General features: G+C 59.1%; 12 protein-coding genes and 6 tRNA genes. 17 read left to right on the top strand and 1 reads right to left on the bottom strand.

What is annotated here, in order from left to right; all coding sequences use genetic code 11:
* Positions 1–38: 38 nt before the first annotated feature.
* The 12 genes from BLQ12_RS10990 to BLQ12_RS10935 all read left to right on the top strand — a co-directional run bounded on the left by BLQ12_RS10990 (position 39) and on the right by BLQ12_RS10935 (position 10,250).
* Complete coding sequence (locus tag BLQ12_RS10990) at positions 39–1,325, top strand: TRAP transporter large permease (protein ID WP_092210699.1); 1,287 nt, start codon at positions 39–41, stop codon at positions 1,323–1,325.
* 69 nt (positions 1,326–1,394) lie between these two features.
* Positions 1,395–2,987, top strand: coding sequence for an N-acyl-D-amino-acid deacylase family protein (locus tag BLQ12_RS10985; RefSeq protein ID WP_092210698.1), 1,593 nt, complete (start codon positions 1,395–1,397; stop codon positions 2,985–2,987).
* A gap of 447 nt (positions 2,988–3,434) precedes the next feature.
* Complete coding sequence (gene trkA / locus BLQ12_RS10980) at positions 3,435–4,799, top strand: Trk system potassium transporter TrkA (RefSeq protein ID WP_092210697.1); 1,365 nt, start codon at positions 3,435–3,437, stop codon at positions 4,797–4,799.
* A complete protein-coding gene (locus BLQ12_RS10975) occupies positions 4,799–6,247 on the top strand; it encodes a TrkH family potassium uptake protein (protein WP_092210696.1) in 1,449 nt (482 codons plus the stop codon). Before trkA ends, BLQ12_RS10975 begins: the two co-directional genes overlap by 1 nt.
* A gap of 146 nt (positions 6,248–6,393) precedes the next feature.
* Positions 6,394–6,469, top strand: a tRNA-Lys gene (locus BLQ12_RS10970).
* A gap of 3 nt (positions 6,470–6,472) precedes the next feature.
* Positions 6,473–6,550, top strand: a tRNA-Glu gene (locus BLQ12_RS10965).
* A gap of 35 nt (positions 6,551–6,585) precedes the next feature.
* Positions 6,586–6,658 (top strand) — tRNA-Lys (locus tag BLQ12_RS10960).
* A gap of 7 nt (positions 6,659–6,665) precedes the next feature.
* Positions 6,666–6,743, top strand: a tRNA-Glu gene (locus BLQ12_RS10955).
* A 30-nt stretch (positions 6,744–6,773) separates the two neighbouring features.
* Positions 6,774–6,849: transfer RNA gene (locus tag BLQ12_RS10950), tRNA-Lys, on the top strand.
* Positions 6,850–6,853: 4 nt separating this feature from the next.
* Positions 6,854–6,931 (top strand) — tRNA-Glu (locus tag BLQ12_RS10945).
* A gap of 175 nt (positions 6,932–7,106) precedes the next feature.
* Positions 7,107–8,567: a ribosome biogenesis GTPase Der gene (gene der / locus BLQ12_RS10940; protein ID WP_092210695.1), complete on the top strand. Its 1,461-nt coding sequence runs from the start codon at positions 7,107–7,109 to the stop codon at positions 8,565–8,567.
* A 339-nt stretch (positions 8,568–8,906) separates the two neighbouring features.
* Positions 8,907–10,250, top strand: a complete 1,344-nt coding sequence (locus BLQ12_RS10935) for a replication-associated recombination protein A (protein WP_092210694.1) — start codon at positions 8,907–8,909, stop codon at positions 10,248–10,250.
* A 438-nt stretch (positions 10,251–10,688) separates the two neighbouring features.
* Here BLQ12_RS10935 and BLQ12_RS10930 read toward each other — a convergent pair whose 3' ends face one another.
* A complete protein-coding gene (locus tag BLQ12_RS10930; protein ID WP_092210693.1) occupies positions 10,689–11,447 on the bottom strand; it encodes an NRDE family protein in 759 nt (252 codons plus the stop codon).
* Between the two features lie 152 nt (positions 11,448–11,599).
* On the opposite strand from BLQ12_RS10930, the gene BLQ12_RS10925 reads away from it, so the two are divergent.
* The 5 genes from BLQ12_RS10925 to BLQ12_RS10910 all read left to right on the top strand — a co-directional run bounded on the left by BLQ12_RS10925 (position 11,600) and on the right by BLQ12_RS10910 (position 18,891).
* Complete coding sequence (locus BLQ12_RS10925) at positions 11,600–12,886, top strand: thiolase family protein (protein ID WP_092210692.1); 1,287 nt, start codon at positions 11,600–11,602, stop codon at positions 12,884–12,886.
* Positions 12,887–13,358: 472 nt separating this feature from the next.
* Complete coding sequence (locus BLQ12_RS27415) at positions 13,359–13,517, top strand: hypothetical protein (RefSeq protein ID WP_175469656.1); 159 nt, start codon at positions 13,359–13,361, stop codon at positions 13,515–13,517.
* A 116-nt stretch (positions 13,518–13,633) separates the two neighbouring features.
* Positions 13,634–14,755 carry an AI-2E family transporter gene (locus BLQ12_RS10920; RefSeq protein WP_092210691.1) on the top strand — a complete coding sequence of 374 codons (1,122 nt, stop codon included), beginning with the start codon at positions 13,634–13,636 and terminating at the stop codon, positions 14,753–14,755.
* Between the two features lie 339 nt (positions 14,756–15,094).
* Entirely contained in the window at positions 15,095–17,665 is a 2,571-nt protein-coding gene (gene gyrA, locus BLQ12_RS10915) for a DNA gyrase subunit A (RefSeq protein WP_092210690.1), read from the top strand.
* Positions 17,666–17,871: 206 nt separating this feature from the next.
* Positions 17,872–18,891, top strand: coding sequence for an NAD(P)H-dependent glycerol-3-phosphate dehydrogenase (locus BLQ12_RS10910; protein WP_092210689.1), 1,020 nt, complete (start codon positions 17,872–17,874; stop codon positions 18,889–18,891).
* Positions 18,892–19,033: the final 142 nt, after the last annotated feature.

Genomic DNA, 19,033 nt, shown 5'->3' with positions numbered 1-19,033 from the left:
AACCCCCCACGTGCATGATGTTTTAAGGAGTATGAATTATGAACGGACCTTTGTGGATGTCCATCGCCTTTGTGGGCTGCATGCTCATCGGCGTGCCCATTCCATGGGCGGCCGGTGTCGCCACCGTCATCGGCCTGCACATTATCGATATCCCCTTTACCCTGCTGAGCCAGACCGCTTACAACGCCTTTGAATCCTTTCCCCTGATGACCATTCCCCTTTTTGTTCTGGCCGGCAAATTGATGGAAAAAGGGGGGATGTCCGAGCACCTCATCCACATCGCCCGCAAGATGGTCGGTTCCCTTCGGGGCGGGACCTCCCTTGTGACCATCGTGAGCTGCGGGCTCTTTGCCTCCCTGACAGGGTCCGGGCCCGCCACCACGGCGGCCATCGGTTCCATCACCATTCCGGCCATGGTGGACGAGGGCTACCCAAAAAAATTCGCCTCCGGGATCTCCGCCTCTTCCGGGGCCCTGGGGAGCATTATTCCCCCCAGCAACCTCTTGATCATTTACGCCCTCATCGCCGAAGAGTCGGTTCCCAAGCTTTTTCTGGCCGGTCTGGTGCCGGGGTTTATGGTGATCCTTTTCCTGATTCTGACCTCCACCACGGTCTGCAGAGTGAGCGGGTTCGGCGGGAAGGTGGACGATGATTTTTCCTTTCGCCCACTTTTACGGGCCCTCTGGGAGGGGAAGTGGGCCATCGGCGCGCCGCTGATCATTTTAGGCGGGATCTACAGCGGGATCTTTACCCCCACCGAGGCCTCGGCCGTGGCGGTCTTTTACGGCCTCTTCGTGGGCATCGCGGTCTACAAAAAACTCACGGTGGGCAACGTCATCGAGAGCCTGAAGTTCACCACGACCATGGTGGGCACGGTGCTGGTGATCCTGGGCTCCACCAAGGCCTTTGGCCAGCTGGTGGCCTTCTACGATATTCCCCTTGCCGTGCAGGGCTTTTTTACAGGGTTTACGGACAACCCCTTCCTCGTGCTGATGATGATCAGCTTTCTTTACATCCTGGCCGGCATGTGGATGGAATCCATCCCCCAGGTGGTCATTTTCACCGCCGTGCTTCTGCCCGTGGTGAAAAGCATGGGGGTTGACCCCATCTTTTTCGGGGTGTTGACGGTGTTGACGTGTGAGGTGGGGTTTTTGACCCCGCCCATCGGGGTCAACCTCTTTGTCTCCTCGCGTATTGCCGGGATCTCCCTGGAGGAGTCGTCCGTGGGGGTGCTCCCCTTTGTTGTTCCTTATATCGCTACCATCACCATCCTGTGTGCCATGCCCTGGCTGACCACGGGTGTTGTCGAGATGTTTTTCAAGTAGCCGTCCCTCTCCCCCCGGAGGTCGTTTGAGGCCTGCGGGGATACCTGATGATCTAACGGAGTGTACCAAATGATAGACGTACTCATAAAAAACGGCGTGGTGGTTGACGGGGAGGGCGGGGCTTCCTTTAAAGCGGATGTGGCGATCAAGGGCGAGCGTATTTGCAGTGTCGGCCAGACAGGGGGCGAAGAGGCCGCCCTTGTCATAGACGCCGAAGGCCACATGGTCTGCCCGGGATTTATCGATCTGCATACCCACTCGGATTTTACCTTTCTGGTGGACGGCAGGGCCCAGAGCTCCCTTCATCAGGGGGTCACCACCGAGGTCGTGGGGCAGTGCGGCTACAGCTGCGCCCCGTGTACCAATGCGCAGGACTTAAAAGGGATCCTTGGCTATCAGCCCGGTGTGGAGGTGGACTGGCGCAGCGCCGGCGATTACCTGGACCGGCTGAAGCGGGGAGGGGTCGGCGTGAATGTGGCGGCCCTTGCCGGCCATGGCTCACTCAGGCGGTGCGTGATTCCCGAGGGCAGGGGCCAGGCGTCCGATGAGCAGCTCCAGGCCATGTGCGAGCTCCTGGATGCCTGCATGCAGCAGGGGTTTTGCGGCCTCTCCCTGGGGCTTGAGTACGAGCCGGGCATCCATGCCGATACCCGGGAGCTGGTGGCCCTGGCCAGGGTGATTGCCGCTCGCGGCGGGATCCTTTCGGCCCATGTCCGGAACAGGGACGTGCACTACGACATGGCCTTCAGTGAGGTCCTCTCCGTGGCGCGCATCACCGGTGTCCGCCTTCAGATCTCCCACATAAGCCCCAAATTCGGCGCACCGGATGATGCGGTGGCTAACAGCCTGGCCATGATCGACCGGTTGAATTCCACGGGCGGTGATGTGGCCTTTGACCTGATCCCCGACAACTGGGGTCCGACCCTAATGGCCTCGGTGCTTCCCATCTGGGCCCATGTGGGGGGCATTGACGCCACCTTGAAGTATCTGTCCGACCCAACGGCCCGGGCGAAGATGAAGGCCTCTCCCAACCCCATCTGGCAACTGGTCCTGCAGAAGCGCTGGGATCTCATCACCCTGTTTTTTTCACCCGAACACCCCGAGCTGGTGGGCAAGACCATGGCAGAGATCGGGGAGGCCATGGGGTGCGATCCCCATGACGCCGCCTTTGACCTTCTCCTTGCCGCAGGGGAAGAGATGGCCCAGGTGATCTGGGCCGGGTGGAATTTTGATGAGACCATGCAGCAGGAGCTTTTGGCCCACGGGCTGTGCGGGGTTATCTCCGATGCCCAGACCGTGGCCCCGGACGGGCCCCTGGCCGGGAATACCGGCGCGCCCACGGTCTACGGGTGGGTCGGGCAATTTTTCGATCGCTACGTGAAGCAGGTGGGCCTGCTCTCCTGGGAAGAGGCGGTAAGGCGGATCACGAGTCTTCCGGCCCATCGCATGAACATGGCGGATCGCGGGCGCATCCATCCCGGCTTGAAGGCCGACATCACTGTGATGTCCCCTGAAACCATCGCCTGCCGTGCCACCCTCCACGAACCCAACAGGTACCCGGACGGCATCGTCCATGTTCTTGTCAACGGAAAGGTGGTGATACATGACGGCAGGCGGTTGCCCGGGAACCACGGCCAGGTGATTCGCCGTCGCGAGTCGTAAACAGGCCACTGCGCGGTATGATATGGCCCCGGGCGAGCCTGCCGGGGCCATGTAAAACAGAACGCACCGGCAGGGCGTATGGACCGGGCAATCACCGACGGGAGATGGGAGACGCGGCGGCCCGGGAAAGGTAACGGGCGGCCGAAAAAGAGGGACGATTGCCTTGGGGAGGGCAGTCATTCGTTTGACCTCGGCCTGGGAATCGGCTATGACATAGCGATATATTGCAGGCGTTTTCCCATGCAACCTCCTGAAGGATATGGAGAATACCGCACGTGCTGCCGATTTACGGGCCAGCCGGAACCGACCACCCGCCCTGCGGGTGTCTTTGTTGGTGGCTGTCATCAGCGCCTTACCGGGCGCTGATTCTGTTTAACGGCAGAAATGAGGGGGGCAGAAGGCGCACGGGGGAAGACGCCGAAAACCAATGAGATCAGGAGATACTGCTTGAAGATCGTTATCGTAGGGGCCGGTGAGGTGGGGTTTCACATCGCCAGTCGCCTCTCCCTTGAAAACAAAGATGTCATGGTGGTGGACACCAGCGATGAGGCCCTGAAACGGGTCTCTGAAAATCTGGACGTGCAGGTGGTGAAGGGGTCGGGCAGCAGCCCCGAGGTCCTTATTGATGCCGGGGTGAAAAAGGCCGATATCCTTCTGGCCGTCACCGACAGCGATGAGACGAACCTGGTGGCCTGCCTCACCTGTGACATCCTCTCTCCGGCCACAAAAAAACTGGCCCGTATCCGCCTCGGCGATTACGACGCCTACCATGAGCATTTCAGGACCAGTGCTCCCCATATCGACACCATCATCAACCCCGAGATCGAGGTGGTGAAAACCATCTACCGCCTGATGCGGGTGCCCGGGGCCGTGGATGTGGGCGAGTTCGAAGGCGGCCGCGTCAAGATCGTGGGCATGCGCCTGGAGGAGGGGAGTCTTTTAGACGGTCTTCGCCTCTCCGAGTTCTCCTCTCGGCTGGGGGGCGTGCGTCCCCTCATTGCCGCCATCGTGCGTAAGGGACAGCTGATTGTCCCCCACGGCAACGACATTCTCCAGGCCGGGGACCTTGTCTATTTCATCAGCGAGGCCACCAAACTCAATGAAGTCCTGCGATTTTTCAACCGCCGCATGAAGCCCGTGAACCGGGTCCTCATCGTGGGGGGCGGGCTCATCGGGACCCGCCTTGCCGATCTCCTGGAGAGCAAGAACATCCACACCAAGATCGTGGAGAGGAACCCGGAACGCTGCCGGTACCTTGCCGAGCGGATGAACCGCGCCGTGGTCCTCTGCGGGGACGGCTCCGACCAGAGCCTGCTCATGGAGGAGAACATCAAGGACATGGACTTTGTGGTCTCCCTCACCGATGATGAGGAGACCAACATCCTGGTTTCCCTCCTTGCCCGGAGCGTCGGGGCCGACAACACCATTACCAAGATCAGCCGGTTCAGCTACATGCCCCTGATGGCCAGCATCGGTGTGGAGCAGGTGGTGAGCCCGCGGCTTTCGGCCATCAACTCCATTTTGCAGCACATCCGCAAGGGCAAGGTGCTTTCGGCCATGAGCGTCCACGGCGAGCAGGCCGAGGTCATCGAGGCCGTGGCCCTTCAGACCTCGGAGCTGGTGGACACTCCCATCAGCAAGGTCTCCTTTCCCCGGGGTGCCCTCCTTATCTGTATCATCCGCGACGACGAAGTGATCATCCCCTCCGGGGAGAGTGTCATCAAGCCCGATGACCGGGTGATTATTTTTGCCACGCGCGAAGCCGTTCCCCGCATTGAAAAGATGCTCACCGTCAAGCTGGAGTTCTTCTGATGCGTTGGCCTGTTGTGACGTATATTACGGGGTTCCTGCTGTTTGCTCTGGGACTCTCCATGCTGTTGCCCGTGGTCTGTTCGGCCATTTACGGGGGCGGGGACCTTGCCGCCTTGAGTATCTCTGCCGTGTTCACCACGATCTCGGGGGCCATCGCCGTCCTGATCTGCCGGGACACCAGCTTCGATAACATCAGCCAGCGCGAAGGCATGGCCATCGTGGCCGTGGGCTGGACCGTGGTGGGGCTGTACGGGGCTCTTCCCTTTTATATCAGCGGGGCGTTCCCCCATTTTGTGGACGCCTTCTTTGAGTCGGTCTCCGGGTTCACCACCACGGGCTCGTCGGTGCTGACCAATATCGAGGCGGTGCCCAAAGGGCTCCTCTTCTGGCGAAGCCTGATCCAGTGGCTGGGCGGCATGGGGATCATCGTCCTCTCCCTTGCCATTCTCCCGTTTCTGGGGGTAGGGGGCATGCAGCTCTACAAGGCCGAGGTGCCGAGTCCCGTGCCGGATAAATTGAAGCCCCGGCTTTCAGAGACCGCCTCCATCCTCTGGAAGGTGTACGCCCTGATCTCCGTGGTGGAGGTGGTGCTCCTTCTTTTCGGGGGCATGAACCTCTATGACGCCCTCTGCCATACCTTCACCACCATGCCCACAGGGGGTTTTTCCACGAGGAATGCCTCGGTGGCGGGCTTTGACAGCGCCTATCTCGATGGGGTGATCATCGTCTTTATGGTCCTTGCGGGGATCAACTTCTCCCTGCACTACCAGATGATGCGGGGCCGGACCCTGATCTTCTGGCGGGACTCCGAGTGCCGCTGGTTCCTTTTTATTGTGCTGGGTCTTTCGGCTGTGGTGACCTTTGATATTTACGGCACCGTGTACCAGAGCCTGCCCGAGGCCTTGCGCTACGGGTCGTTTCAGGTGGTTTCCATCATCACCACCACGGGCTATGCCACCGCCGATTATGAGCTCTGGCCGGGCCTGAGCCAGGTGCTGATTTTCCTGTGCATGTTCATCGGGGCGTCTGCGGGTTCCACCGGGGGCGGCATGAAGATCGTCAGGGTGATGCTCTGCCTGAAGTACTGCTACCGGGAGCTTTACATGCTGATCCACCCCCGTGCGGTGGCCACCATCAAGCTGGGGGGCAAGGCGGTCTCCGAGGATGTCATGCGTAGCATCATCGGCTTTATTGCCATCTACATCGGCCTGTTTGCCCTGTGTTCCGCGGTTCTGGCGGCTATGGGGGTCGATTTTGTCACCGCCTTCACCGCCGTGGGGTCCTGTATCGGCAACATCGGACCCGGATTCGGCCTGGTGGGGCCTGCGGAGAACTTTGCCCTGATTCCCCAGGGGGGAAAGTGGCTTCTTATCTGGTGCATGCTCCTCGGGCGCCTTGAAATCTACACGGTCATCATTTTTCTTGTGCCGGAGTTCTGGCGGAAATAAGGTGGGTGGCCTGCTTTTTGGTCTGAATGCGACGGTTTAGGGCGGCGCCGTTCACCGTCTTTGCATGAATCGTCATTTTTCTGTGACTTTCGGCTTGACACCGGCGTCACAAGTTGAGTATAAGCTTCGAGTCTTTGAGACGCAGCGGGTCGTTAACTCAGTTGGTAGAGTATCTGCCTTTTAAGCAGAGAGTCACTGGTTCGAGCCCAGTACGACCCACCATGCGTCCCCATCGTCTAGCCTGGTCCAGGACACCGGCCTTTCACGCCGGCGACAGGGGTTCAAATCCCCTTGGGGACGCCACACTGCATTTCAAAGCCTAATTTAAGGCGCAACATGGGTCGTTAACTCAGTTGGTAGAGTATCTGCCTTTTAAGCAGAGAGTCACTGGTTCGAGCCCAGTACGACCCACCCATGTGTCCCCATCGTCTAGCCTGGTCCAGGACACCGGCCTTTCACGCCGGCGACAGGGGTTCAAATCCCCTTGGGGACGCCATTTCGCCTTAAAGCCCGTTCCACACTATGTGGGTCGTTAACTCAGTTGGTAGAGTATCTGCCTTTTAAGCAGAGAGTCACTGGTTCGAGCCCAGTACGACCCACCACGATGTCCCCATCGTCTAGCCTGGTCCAGGACACCGGCCTTTCACGCCGGCGACAGGGGTTCAAATCCCCTTGGGGACGCCACTTGATTTCACGAGGGGCTGACTGAAAATCCAGTCAGCCCCTTTTTTGTGTGGGGAAAACGTAAGGCGAGGCAGTCCTTTTTTGGAAAAGGATGACATGTCCAATGCAACCCTGTATGTTCATGTCAGGCAATCACGCCGGTATCCCCCAGATTAATTCCATACGGACAAGACCCATGAAACCCATCGTCGCCATCATTGGACGCCCCAATGTGGGCAAATCCACCCTGTTCAACCGCATCACACGAAGCCGAACGGCCCTCGTGGATAACATGCCCGGTGTCACCCGGGACCGCCACTACGGCGAAGCCCTCTGGAACGACGCCCCCTTTCTGGTGGTGGACACGGGCGGATACCTTATTGACGACGAAGACGCCTTTGCAGGTGCCATTCGGGATCAGGTGACCCAGGCGGTGGCCGAGGCCGATGCCGTTGTGATGGTCCTGGACGGAAAAGGGGGGATCTCTCCCTACGACCGCGACCTGGTCACGATCCTGCGGGAGTCCCATCCCAAGGTGTTTTATGTGGTCAACAAGATCGACGGGGAGAGGCAGGAGGAGAACCTTTACGACTTCTACTCCCTGGGCATCGAGCATCCCTACCCGGTCTCCGGTGAGCACGGCTACGGAGTGCCTGATTTCCTCGACGACCTGGTGGCATCCTTCCCCGAAGCCGCGGCCTACCCCAAAGAGGATGATGAGATCATCAACGTGGCGGTGGTGGGACGTCCCAACGCGGGGAAGTCTTCCCTCATCAACCGCCTCACCGGGCAGCAGCGCCTGGTGGTGAGCGACGTGGCCGGAACCACCCGGGACGCCGTGGACACCATGATGAAGCGTGACGGCCAGCTTTACCGGTTCATCGACACCGCAGGCATCCGGAGAAAGGGCAAGGTCAAGGACAAGCTTGAAAAATTTTCCGTCCTCAAGGCCATCAAGAGCATGGACCGCTGCGACGTGGCCCTGATCCTCATCGACTCCTCGGAAGGGGTGACCGACCAGGACGTCACTGTGGCCGGCTATGCCCACGATAAAGGGTGCGGGGTGATCTTTGTCTTCAACAAGTGGGACCTGGTTCCCGCAGGTGAGAAGAGCCCCAAACTGTTCAAGGAACGCCTGGACATGGGGGCCAAGTTTCTCTCCTTTGCGCCCTTCACCACCATCTCCGCCCTGACCGGGCAGCGTGTGGAGAAGATCTTCAGTCAGATTCGGGGCGTGTACGACCAGTACAACACCCGCGTCTCCACCGGGGACGTGAACCGCATCATCGAATGGGCCACGGAGCGGACCCCGCCTCCCCTGCACAAGGGCAAGCGCCTGAAGTTTTTCTACAACACCCAGGTGGCCGTCAAGCCCCCTACCTTTGTCTCCTTTGTGAACTACCCGGACGCGGTGCACTTCTCCTATCGCCGGTTCCTCATGAACCAGGTGCGTGAGTTTACGGAGCTGGACCAGACCCCCATCAAGCACATCTTCCGGGAAAAGACCGGTCGCATGGAGTTCGGGCCCAAGCCGGAAGAGAACACCAACACCCGGAACAAGGGGCACAAAGACAAAGAGAGCCGCAACAAGGTCCAGAAGAAAAAAGAGCGGCAAAAGCAGAAAGTCAAAAAGTTGAAGCGTGACGGGCAGCAGTGATAAGCCCGTTGTCCCCTCGGCCCGGTTCGGCTGAGGCGAGGGGCCCGGCGGTGGTACCGCCGGTTTGAAATAAAAAAAGGCAACTGTTCAGTGTATGCTCCCGGCAGCCCTGCCGGAGGGTAACTATTCAAAAACGTTTGATGAACAGGCTTGAAAAAAACAGATTCAGGTTGATCTGAATCAAAGGCGGATGTGATTTTCCCTGAGGAACGAAGGGGAAAGCGCATCCGCAACCTGCTTTCAAGGTGGCACACCTTGCCGCCGGAGGCTGTTTTAAGTTGAATGGCTGCCTGACGTTTTTTAAGGCATTTCCGACAGCGGAAAAGTGATTGGGTGGGTATGGATCTGTTTGAATACAGAAATGCGGAACACGGCAACCTGAACGCGCCCCTGGCCGAGCGCATGCGTCCCCGGACCCTTGCGGAGGTCTTTGGGCAGGAACACCTCACCGGGGCAGGGGGCCTCATCGCAAGCGCCCTTGCCACGGATCACATCTTCCCCATGATCATGTGGGGCCCTCCGGGATGCGGAAAAACCACCCTGGCATCCATCATCGCCTCAGAAACGAAGTGCCGGTTTATCAAGATTTCCGCCGTACTTTCAGGCGTCAAGGACGTCCGGGCCGTCATCGAAGAGGCCAAAAAAGAGCGCAACCTCAAAGGCCGCAAAACCGTTCTCTTCGTGGACGAGATCCATCGCTTCAACAAGGCCCAGCAGGACGCCTTCCTCTACCATGTGGAGAGCGGCCTCATCACCCTTCTGGGCGCCACCACCGAAAACCCTTCCTTTGAAGTGATCCCCGCCCTTTTGTCCCGGGTTCGTGTGGTGACCTTGAAATCCCTCACCCCCGAGACCATTTTCAACGTGCTGAAACGGGCCATGGAGGACAAGGACCGCGGGTTGGCGCGCATGGAGGTGGCCGTGGACGACGAGGCCCTGGATCACCTGGTGCGCATGGCAGACGGTGATGTGCGGACCGCCCTGAACACCCTTGAGATCCTGGTGGAGCAAAAGCGCATGGAGGCCGGCAAAGGCTGTCGGGTCACCCTGGCCGAGGCCGAAGCCCTGTTGGAACGAAAAGCCGTCCGTTACGACAAGGGCGGTGACGAGCACTACAACCTGATCTCCGCCTTTCACAAAAGCCTGCGCGGCAGCGACCCCGATGCGGCCCTCTACTGGATGGTGCGCATGCTCAAAGCCGGGGAAGATCCCTTTTACATTGCCCGCCGCATGGTCGCCGTGGCCACCGAAGACGTGGGCATGGCCGATCCCGCCGCCCTCTCCATGGCCCTTCACGCCATGGAAGCCTACAAGTTTTTAGGGGCCGCCGAAGGGGAACGGGCCCTGGCCCAGGCCGCGGTCTATCTTGCCACCGCACCCAAAAGCAACAGCGTCTACACCGCCCTTGCCGCCGTGCGGGAAGAGGTGGACAAAGGCGGCTCCCTTCCCGTTCCCAAACACATCCGAAATGCACCCACCCAACTCATGAAGAACCTGGGTTACAAAGAGGGCTATCGCTACGCCCACGACTACCCCGGAGGCTTCGTCCCCCAGCAGTACCTCCCCGACGAGATCAGCGACAAGAGCTGGTACACCCCCACCGATCGTGGCTACGAGTCCGTTGTCGGTCCTCGCCTCGCATCCTGGAAAGAGATCATCTCAAGGACAAAGAAGAAGCGTTAAAGGGCATGCCTTCTATAGGCTAAAGTGCCTGGAAAAGCCTGCCTCCGGCGGCAAGGTGGGGGCACCTTGAAACCCTATGGCGAATGCGCGGAGGCCGTCTTTATGCAGGCGTTTTCGGGGCATTCGCGTCAAGGGTGGCGTCTGGCGACTGTTTTTGCAGGAGAGGCCCGTGTCTTTTTTTGTGAAAACACGATGCAGGGTTCTTCCGATTGCCTTGTATACCCCTGTTGATACGTACGTTCCCGCATACGAATAAAACGACACCGCATCCACATTCTTGCAGGGGATTGTGACAATACCCGTATCGTCGCCTGCTTTGGTTGCGGGCGCAGCCCACAGCGAACGCCCTTGCGCGTTGCCCTGAGGCACGAAGGGCAACGCGCAAGGGCAATCAGCTTTCGAGGTGGCTCACCTCGCCGCCGGAGGCATGCTTTTTCATCATACCGAGAACTGAAACCGTCGTTCGCCGTTGATATCGGCTGGCCCGGTGGGGCTGTAGGTGCGTTCGGTGGCGGTTAAGGTGCGGTCGGCGCTCAGGGTGACGAGGCAGCTGGAGCGGGTGCCATAGACCTCGCTGTGGATAAAAAGGGGCCCCAGGATGCGTTCCCACTCTAAGGTCATGCCGGTCTCGGGGAGGAGGGCATCTTCGGGTGTGGTCTGGTCGGCAAGGAGGGAAAAGAGAGACTCTTCGCTGGGGTGCGCCATGGCTTTCAGGGCATCTTTGCCGGTCTCCACTTTGGGCCAGGGGGTGTTGAGAAGGGCGTTGCTCACCCCGTGGACCCCGGGGGCCAGTTCCGTCAAGGTATCTGAGATGTTGCTGTAGTGGAACAGGTGGTCCACGGTACCGAAGAGGAGATTGAAGCCGTTGTAGCTGTTTTTTTTCCGGCTCAGGGCGTCGGCAAAGGTCGGGGCGTCATCGGTGCCTTCAAGGAACCGGGAGACAATCCATCCCCTTGAGGCGGCGTCCGGGTTGATGCGGGACGGGTCCCGGTGGTTGGTGAGGGCTGCGAAACGGCCGGTTTCGGTGACGCCCATCCAGGTGCCGCCCTCTTTTAGGTCGGTGCCGCAGAGAACGGACGGGGCATTTTCGTGCCAGGCCATGGGGGCGGTTTCGCGGGCGTAGAACTCATCGCGATTGGCGGCGATGACGAGGGGAAAGGACGGGTGGCTCTTTAGGGAAACAAGGATCAGGCACATGACGTATGTTGTCTTTTGCTATCGGTTCTGTTACATCTTGGTGCGATAAAACACGCGGTGGCGACGCCGGTTTTCGCACGGGATCATCGAGCCTTTCATCATAGCAGAAAAGTTCGCAGAGTCATGACAAAATATACAAACGGGAGGAATCCATGAAAAATGTTGTGATTGTCAGCGGTTCACGGACCGCCGTCGGTACCTTTGGTGCCGGACTCAAAAGTGTCAGCGTGGCCGACCTCGGGGCCGTGGTGATGAAAGAGACCCTGAAAAAAGCAGGGCTCCGTCCCGACGTGAGCGCCGCGATGCAGGCCGCCTGTCCCGACGCCCTGAAAGACCAGGGAATCACCGAACTGGAAGCCAAGGGGCGGGACTGGGACGATACCGCAACCCCCGTCACCGTGGATGAGGTGATCATGGGCAACGTTCTCCAGGCAGCCCAGGGCCAGAACCCCGCCCGCCAGGCCATGATCCGGGCAGGGTTTCCCAAGGAGACCCCCACCTTTTCCCTGAACAAGGTCTGCGGCTCCGGCCTCAAGGCCATTGCCCTGGGCGCCCAGTCCATCATGTGCGGAGACGCCGAGGTGGTTCTGGCCGGGGGCATGGAGTCCATGAGCAACGCCCCCATGGCCCTTCCCAAGGCGCGATGGGGCCACCGCATGGAGCTCACCGGTGTCGGCGAAGTCACCGACCTCATGGTCTTTGACGGCCTCTACGAGATCTTCTACGGCTACCACATGGGCATCACCGCTGAAAACATCGTGGAAAAATATGGCATCTCCCGCCAGGAGCAGGACGAACTGGCCCTGATGTCCCACAACCGGGCCCTTGGAGCCATCAAGACCGGCGTGTTCAAGCCTGAAATTGCCGATGTGGTGATCAAGAGCCGGAAAGGGGATACCCTCTTTAATGTGGACGAGCGGCCCATGGAGACCTCCATGGAGAAGCTTGCAAAGATGCGGCCTGCCTTTAAACGGGACGGCAGCGTCACGGCCGGCAACGCTTCGGGCATCAACGACGGCGCCGCGTCGGTTCTTATGATGACCGAGGAGAAGGCCAAAGAGCTCGGGCTCACCCCCATCGTCAAGATCAAAGGGTTTGCCTCCGGCGGCCTGGATCCCGCCTACATGGGCCTGGGGCCCATCCCGGCCGTGAGAAAGGTCATGGGGCGCCTGAACATGAGTGTTTCGGACATCGAGATGATCGAGCTCAACGAGGCCTTTGCCTCCCAGGCCATCGGCTGCATGCGGGAACTTAATATTCCCGTGGACAAGCCCAACCAGCTGGGCAGCGGCATCTCCCTGGGCCACCCCATCGGCGCCACGGGCGCCCGCCAGATGGTTACCGGCATGTACCATATGCAACGGGAGAATCTTGCCACCGGCCTCATCTCCATGTGCATCGGCGGCGGCATGGGCATGGCCATGGTGATTGAGCGTTAGGGCTGCAAGAAAAAAAGCACGAAAAGCAGCCTCCGGCGGCAAGGTGAGCCACCTTGAAAGCAGGTTACCGCCGGGCTTTGCCCCTTGTTCCTCGGGTCAAAGCCCGGCGGTATGCTGGCGAATCATTGTGGGATTAACACGTAAGCCGGGTTCTCTCGAATGGTGCCGGTCCTTAGTTTTTATTGGTACCACCCGTGTGCTTTGGCCATGGCTTCCCAGGCAAAAAGCGCACGGGCAGGACACGCAATGAGGTCGGTGCATCCTCATTATCTGATCCGCTTGAAACGCGAAAAGGACCCCTTTCGGTAAGACGTACCCCCACCCATCCCGTTGTCATCTCTTTCGGATCCCCTGTGCGGGGCTTTTTTGCTTTACTTGGGAGGGCGTTGTTGTTACATGTAAATCACTCGATTTAAGGGAAAATCGATTGATTTTGCGTTACGCTGCTTAAACCAAGGAGGCTTTTGATACGATGGACAAGGCACAGAAGGCTGGTATCATGATCTTTTCCGGTGTTCCCGCCATTATGGGCGGTGGCATCGTCTTTGCCCTTTTCGGTCACGCTGTACTACCCGTTGTGATTTATGAAACCCTGCTGTTTGCGGGTGTGTTCTCGATCCTTCGGAAGTAGCCCATTTCAGCCGGGGGGCGGCAAGGCCGGATATGTCGGTCCCGCCCCTTTTCGGCTCATGACGCCCCGATCAGCCCTTTTCCCGGGCCATCCCCGGGGTTGTGGATCTTTGCTCTATGCTGGACAAGACACCCCGCGATCTGATTCTCTGGTTTTTTCTGATCCTTTTTCTTATCTCATTGTTTCTCCTGGGAAAGCTGCTCTGGCCCTTTGTCTCCGTGCTCGTCATGGGGGCCGTGGTGAGCGGTGTCTTTTTTCCCGTGTACAACCTGTTCAAACGCCGGGTGCCCCCGAGGTACGCCTCGTTTTTTACCTGTCTCCTTATTTTCCTGGTGCTGTTTGTCCCCATAGTGTTGTTTGTGGGGGTCCTGGCCAATGAGGTCCACAACTTTTACGTGCGGGCCGTAAGCCCGGAGGTTGTGGATGCGGTGAAGCAGTTCTTCGTCTCCCGGAACATCCTGGGGCGGATCAACAGCATCCTGGCCAACTTCGATTTGAGCCTTACCTTTGACGAGTTGATTCAGCCCATCACGGACATGGGAAAATCCGTGGGGATGACACTGCTCAACCAGGCCAACGCCGTTGCCTCCAACCTCCTGAAGTTTGTGATCCATTTCTTTTTGATGCTCATCATCATTTATTACCTGCTTCTGGACGGCCAGCGCCTGCTTCAGTACATCATCGACCTGTCGCCCCTTCCCGACGATCAGGACGCCAAGCTCTTCACCAAGTTCAGGGACATGGCAGGGGCCGTGCTGGTGGTCAACGGTATCAGCGGCATGATCCAGGGGGTGGCAGGGGGCATTGTTTTTGCATTTCTCGGTTTTCGATCCCCGGTCCTCTGGGGGGTGCTCATGGCCTTTTTTGCCTTTTTGCCCATCGTGGGCATCGGGATTATTTTCCTGCCCGTTGCGGTCTGGCTCATGGTCATAGGGCGCATGGGGGCGGGCATTGCCGTCCTGGTCATTTACGGTGTCCTGTCAGGGGGCGTGGAGTACCTGTTTAAACCGGCGGTGGTGGGCAAGCGCATCAAGATGCATACCCTGCTGGTCTTTCTGGGGATTATCGGCGGGCTCCAGCTTTTCGGGATCCTCGGGATCATCTATGGCCCTCTTGTGGTCACCTTTTTTTTGACCTTATCGGATATATATAATAAGAGTTACAAAAGCCTTGTGGAGCCCGACGGACGAACGCGGATCCACCTTGATGAGGTCTCGGAAGAAAACCTTGACGAGTAGCCATCCCCTTTCGGATGGCTTCTTCCTGTAAAGCCCGTGAAACCGGGCTCTTTGGGCCCCGAGGCGATTAAATTTTAAATGCAAGGGACGTTCGGGAAAAGAACGGATCGGCCAGTCGTGACGCGTGCCGATTCAGCGGGCCGGTGTGCAACCACGGGTCCGGCGATCAACGATCAGCGGGTTCGTCAGAACGGCCGGTGATCCTGCATTGGTCGTTTTTTCCCGTGAAGTCCCCAACGTTTGCGAGGCCGTCACGAATCTCCGATGTTCGGTTTTTTCGGAAACAGGTGCCATTGCGACTTTGGACATGCACGTTAGCAGATGAAGGTAGTGAACCCTATGACTCAACTGGAAAGCTCTCCACATATCAGCCTCGAGACCGAGATGAAAAAATCGTACCTCGAGTATGCCATGAGCGTCATCATCGGCCGGGCCCTGCCCGATGTCCGGGATGGACTCAAACCGGTACACCGCAGGTCTCTTTTTGCCATGCGGGAGTTGAAGAACGACTGGAACAAGCCGTACAAGAAGTCCGCGCGTATTGTCGGTGATGTCATCGGTAAGTATCACCCCCACGGCGATACGGCCGTGTATGACACCATCGTTCGTATGGCGCAGGACTTTTCCCTTCGATACACCCTGGTGGACGGCCAGGGCAACTTCGGCAGCATCGACGGGGACTCCGCTGCCGCCATGCGTTACACGGAAGTGCGCATGCGTCCCATCGCCCATGAGATGCTTGCGGATCTCGACAAAGAGACCGTGGACTGGGCGCCCAACTACGACGAATCTCTCCTTGAGCCGTCGGTACTCCCCGCCAAGTTTCCCAACCTGCTGGTCAACGGCTCCTCCGGCATCGCCGTGGGCATGACCACCAACATCCCGCCCCATAACCTGGGGGAGGTGATCGACGGTGTGTGTGCCCTCATCGAGAACCCGGAGCTCACCAGCGAAGAGCTCATGGAGTACATCCCCGGGCCGGACTTTCCCACCCGCGGTATTATCTACGGTCGCAAGGGGATCCGCGAAGCCTATACAGGCGGCAAGGGGATCATCAAGATCCGCGCCAAGGTGGAGATTGAAAAGGCCAAGAAGGATGACAGCGAGACCATCGTCGTCCATGAGCTTCCCTACCAGGTGAACAAGGCGCGCCTCATCGAGAAGATCGCCGAGCTGGTGAAGGCCAAGGTCATCGAGGGGATCCGCTATGTCCGGGACGAGTCCGACCGGAAGGGCATGCGCATCGCCATGGGCGTGAAGCGGGACCACATGGGCGAGGTGGTGATCAACCAGCTCTTCAAGCACACCCAGATGCAGAGCAGTTTCGGGGTGATCATGCTGGCGGTGGTAAACAACCGGCCCGAGCTTCTCACCCTTCGCGAAATGCTGGATCATTTCCTGCTGCACAGAAAAGAGGTGGTGGTTCGAAGGACGGTGTACGACCTCCGGAAAGCCGAAGCCCGCGCCCATATCCTGGAAGGGCTCAAGATCGCCCTGGACAACCTCGACGAGGTGGTGGCCCTGATTCGCAAGTCCAAGAACCCGGTGGAAGCCAAAGAGGGGCTGAAAAGTCGCTTCGGTCTCTCCGACCTTCAGGCCCAGGCCATCCTGGACATGCGTCTGCAGCGTCTTACCGGCCTGGAGCGCGAAAAGATCCTGGAAGAGTACGAAGGGGTCTTAAAGGACATCGCTTGGTTCAAGGAGATTCTGGGCAGCGAGCGCATCGTGCTCAACATCATCAAAGACGAGCTGACCACCATCCGGGACGAGTTTGCCGACGACCGCCGCACCAAGATCGTGGAGGCCACCGGCGAGATCTCCCTTGAAGACCTCATCGAAGAAGAGGACATGGTGGTGACTGTCTCCACCCGCGGGTACATCAAGCGGACGCCCATCAGCGTCTACGAGAGCCAGCGCCGTGGCGGCAAGGGCCGTGTGGGCATGGCCACCCGGGACGATGATTTTGTTGAGAAGCTCTTTGTGGCTTCCACCCACCACATGTTCCTCTTTTTCACCAACCTCGGCAGGGTTTACTGGAGCAAAGTTTACGAACTGCCCCAGGCAAGCCGGACCAGCAAGGGGCGAGCCATCGTCAACTTCCTCAACTTTGTGGAAGGGGAGAAGCTCACCACGGTGCTGGCCGTTCCCGAGTTCAAGGAAGACCAGTTTGTGGTGGTGGCAACCCGCAACGGCACGGTGAAGAAGACCGATCTCATGGCATACAGTCGCCCCCGTCAGGGTGGCATCATTGCCGTGGGCCTTGCCGACGGCGACGAGCTGGTTTCAGCCCGTCTCTCCGACGGAGCAATGGACGTGCTTATGGCCACCCGTGAGGGCAAGGCCGTTCGTTTCAAGGAAACCGATGTGCGCGCCTCCGGCCGTAGCGCCAAGGGGGTCCGCGGGGTACGGCTCGTGGATGACGACTACTTGGTGAGCATGGAGGTTCTCCACCCCGGGGAGAAGGTGCTGATGGTGACCGAAAACGGCTTCGGAAAGCGGACGCCCGTTGAGGAGTACCCGTTGCGAGGCCGGGGCGGCAAGGGGGTCATCTCCATCAAGACCTCCGCCCGAAACGGCAACGTGGCCTCTTTGCTCCTCGTGGACGACGAAGACGACGTCATGATGATGACCAACAGCGGCAAACTGATTCGTATCCGTGTCCGTGACGTGTCCGTGGTGGGTCGAAACACCCAGGGCGTTAAGCTCTTCCGTCTGGACGACGGGGAGCATGTGGCCGGGGCGGTTCGCCTGCCGTGGCAGGAAGAGGACGAAGACGACGAGGCCGAGGCCCTTGAGGGGGCCGGGGACGACTCCCCCGAGGCCGATTCTTCCGAGGAGGGCTCGCCCCATGAGCCCGATGCCCCGGAAGAGGATTCGGGGGAGGCCGACGAGCCCACCGATGATGAATAGACCATGATAAGGATGGCGGGGCTTGCCCCGCCATTTTTCGTTTAAGGACATTTTTTTTTAACTTTCCTGGGAACTGTTCGTAAATCATCATGGGCACGAAAGCCCTCCGGCCACCACATCACGGCGGGTTTTTTGGATGCTCCGTCCCAGAGACACGGGCGACAACGATGGTTCCACAGGGCGATACATGCAAGACAAAGGGATGTATGGAAAACAAGACAATGAAGATCGGGGTTGTCGGCGGCGGAAGCTGGGGAACGGCCCTGGCGTTTCTGCTGGCTGAAAATGGATTTGAGCTGGATCTCTGGGTGTTTGAAGAGGAGGTGAGGGACCAGATCCTGACGGATCGTGAGAACAAGGTGTTTCTGGCCGGTGCCACGCTTCCCGAGACCATCACCCCCACCTGCGATTTGAAGCAGGCCGTCAGCGGCAAGGACCTGGTCCTGGTGGTGGTACCTTCCCACCACATGCGCAACGTCGCCACCGAGATGGCGGCCTACATGGATGAAAAGACCATTGTGGTGAGCGCCTCCAAAGGCATCGAGAACAAGACCCATCTCACCATGACAGGCGTTTTGGGTGAGTGCCTTCCCCAGATTCCCAAAGGGCAGATCACCGTGCTCTCCGGCCCCAGTTTTGCCAGGGAGGTGGCCGCCAAGGTCCCCACGGTGGTTGCCGTAGCCGGCAAAGACACCGAAGTGGCCCGCATCGTCCAGGGCGTTTTTGCGTCGCCTGTGTTCCGGGTCTACGCCAACAACGACCCCATCGGGGTGGAGATCGGCGGGGCCATGAAAAACATCATCGCCATTGCCGCCGGTATGTGCGACGGCTTGGATGCGGGGCTCAACCCGCGGGCGGCCCTGATCACCCGGGGGCTCACCGAGATGAAGCGCCTGGGCCTGAAGATGGGGGCCGAGCCCCTGACCTTCTCTGGCCTTGCCGGGGTGGGGGACCTGATCCTCACCTGCACGGGGAGCCTCAGCCGAAACCACACCGTGGGCATGAAAATCGCCCAGGGCATGAGCCTTGACCAGATCCTGGACGAGATGCGCATGGTGGCCGAAGGGGTGAAGACCACCCGTTCGGTCTACAACCTCTCCCACAAGCTGGGGGTGGAGCTGCCCATCTGCAACGAGGTGTACCATATCCTCTTTGACGGTCGGAACCCGGCAGAGTCCATCAACCGCCTGATGACCCGGGACCTGAAAAACGAGATGGACCTGTAAGGCGACGATGCAAAAGATGTCTCCGGCGGCAAGGTGAGCCACCTTGAAAGCTGGTTGCAAATGCGCTTTCCCCTTCGTTCCTCAGGGGAAATCACATTCGCCTTTTTTTAAGGCATGGTGATGGCATCGTGTTAAATAGCTG

The sequence above is a fragment of the Desulfoluna spongiiphila genome (genome assembly GCF_900101345.1).
In the GTDB taxonomy this organism is placed as follows: domain Bacteria; phylum Desulfobacterota; class Desulfobacteria; order Desulfobacterales; family Desulfolunaceae; genus Desulfoluna; species Desulfoluna spongiiphila.
The sequence above is the reverse complement of the archived record's forward strand: the minus strand, read 5'-3'. Positions and strand labels throughout refer to the sequence as shown.

Excerpts from the sequence above, each read along its gene's own strand:
- BLQ12_RS10910 (WP_092210689.1), top strand. The coding sequence starts at position 17,872 with ATGGAAAACAAGACAATGAAGATCGGGGTTGTCGGCGGCGGAAGCTGG.
- BLQ12_RS10990 (WP_092210699.1), top strand. The coding sequence starts at position 39 with ATGAACGGACCTTTGTGGATGTCCATCGCCTTTGTGGGCTGCATGCTC.
- BLQ12_RS10985 (WP_092210698.1), top strand. The coding sequence starts at position 1,395 with ATGATAGACGTACTCATAAAAAACGGCGTGGTGGTTGACGGGGAGGGC.
- BLQ12_RS10920 (WP_092210691.1), top strand. The coding sequence starts at position 13,634 with ATGCTGGACAAGACACCCCGCGATCTGATTCTCTGGTTTTTTCTGATC.
- gyrA (WP_092210690.1), top strand. The coding sequence starts at position 15,095 with ATGACTCAACTGGAAAGCTCTCCACATATCAGCCTCGAGACCGAGATG.
- BLQ12_RS10930 (WP_092210693.1), bottom strand. The coding sequence starts at position 11,447 with ATGTGCCTGATCCTTGTTTCCCTAAAGAGCCACCCGTCCTTTCCCCTC.
- BLQ12_RS27415 (WP_175469656.1), top strand. The coding sequence starts at position 13,359 with ATGGACAAGGCACAGAAGGCTGGTATCATGATCTTTTCCGGTGTTCCC.
- der (WP_092210695.1), top strand. The coding sequence starts at position 7,107 with ATGAAACCCATCGTCGCCATCATTGGACGCCCCAATGTGGGCAAATCC.
- BLQ12_RS10925 (WP_092210692.1), top strand. The coding sequence starts at position 11,600 with ATGAAAAATGTTGTGATTGTCAGCGGTTCACGGACCGCCGTCGGTACC.
- BLQ12_RS10935 (WP_092210694.1), top strand. The coding sequence starts at position 8,907 with ATGGATCTGTTTGAATACAGAAATGCGGAACACGGCAACCTGAACGCG.
- BLQ12_RS10975 (WP_092210696.1), top strand. The coding sequence starts at position 4,799 with ATGCGTTGGCCTGTTGTGACGTATATTACGGGGTTCCTGCTGTTTGCT.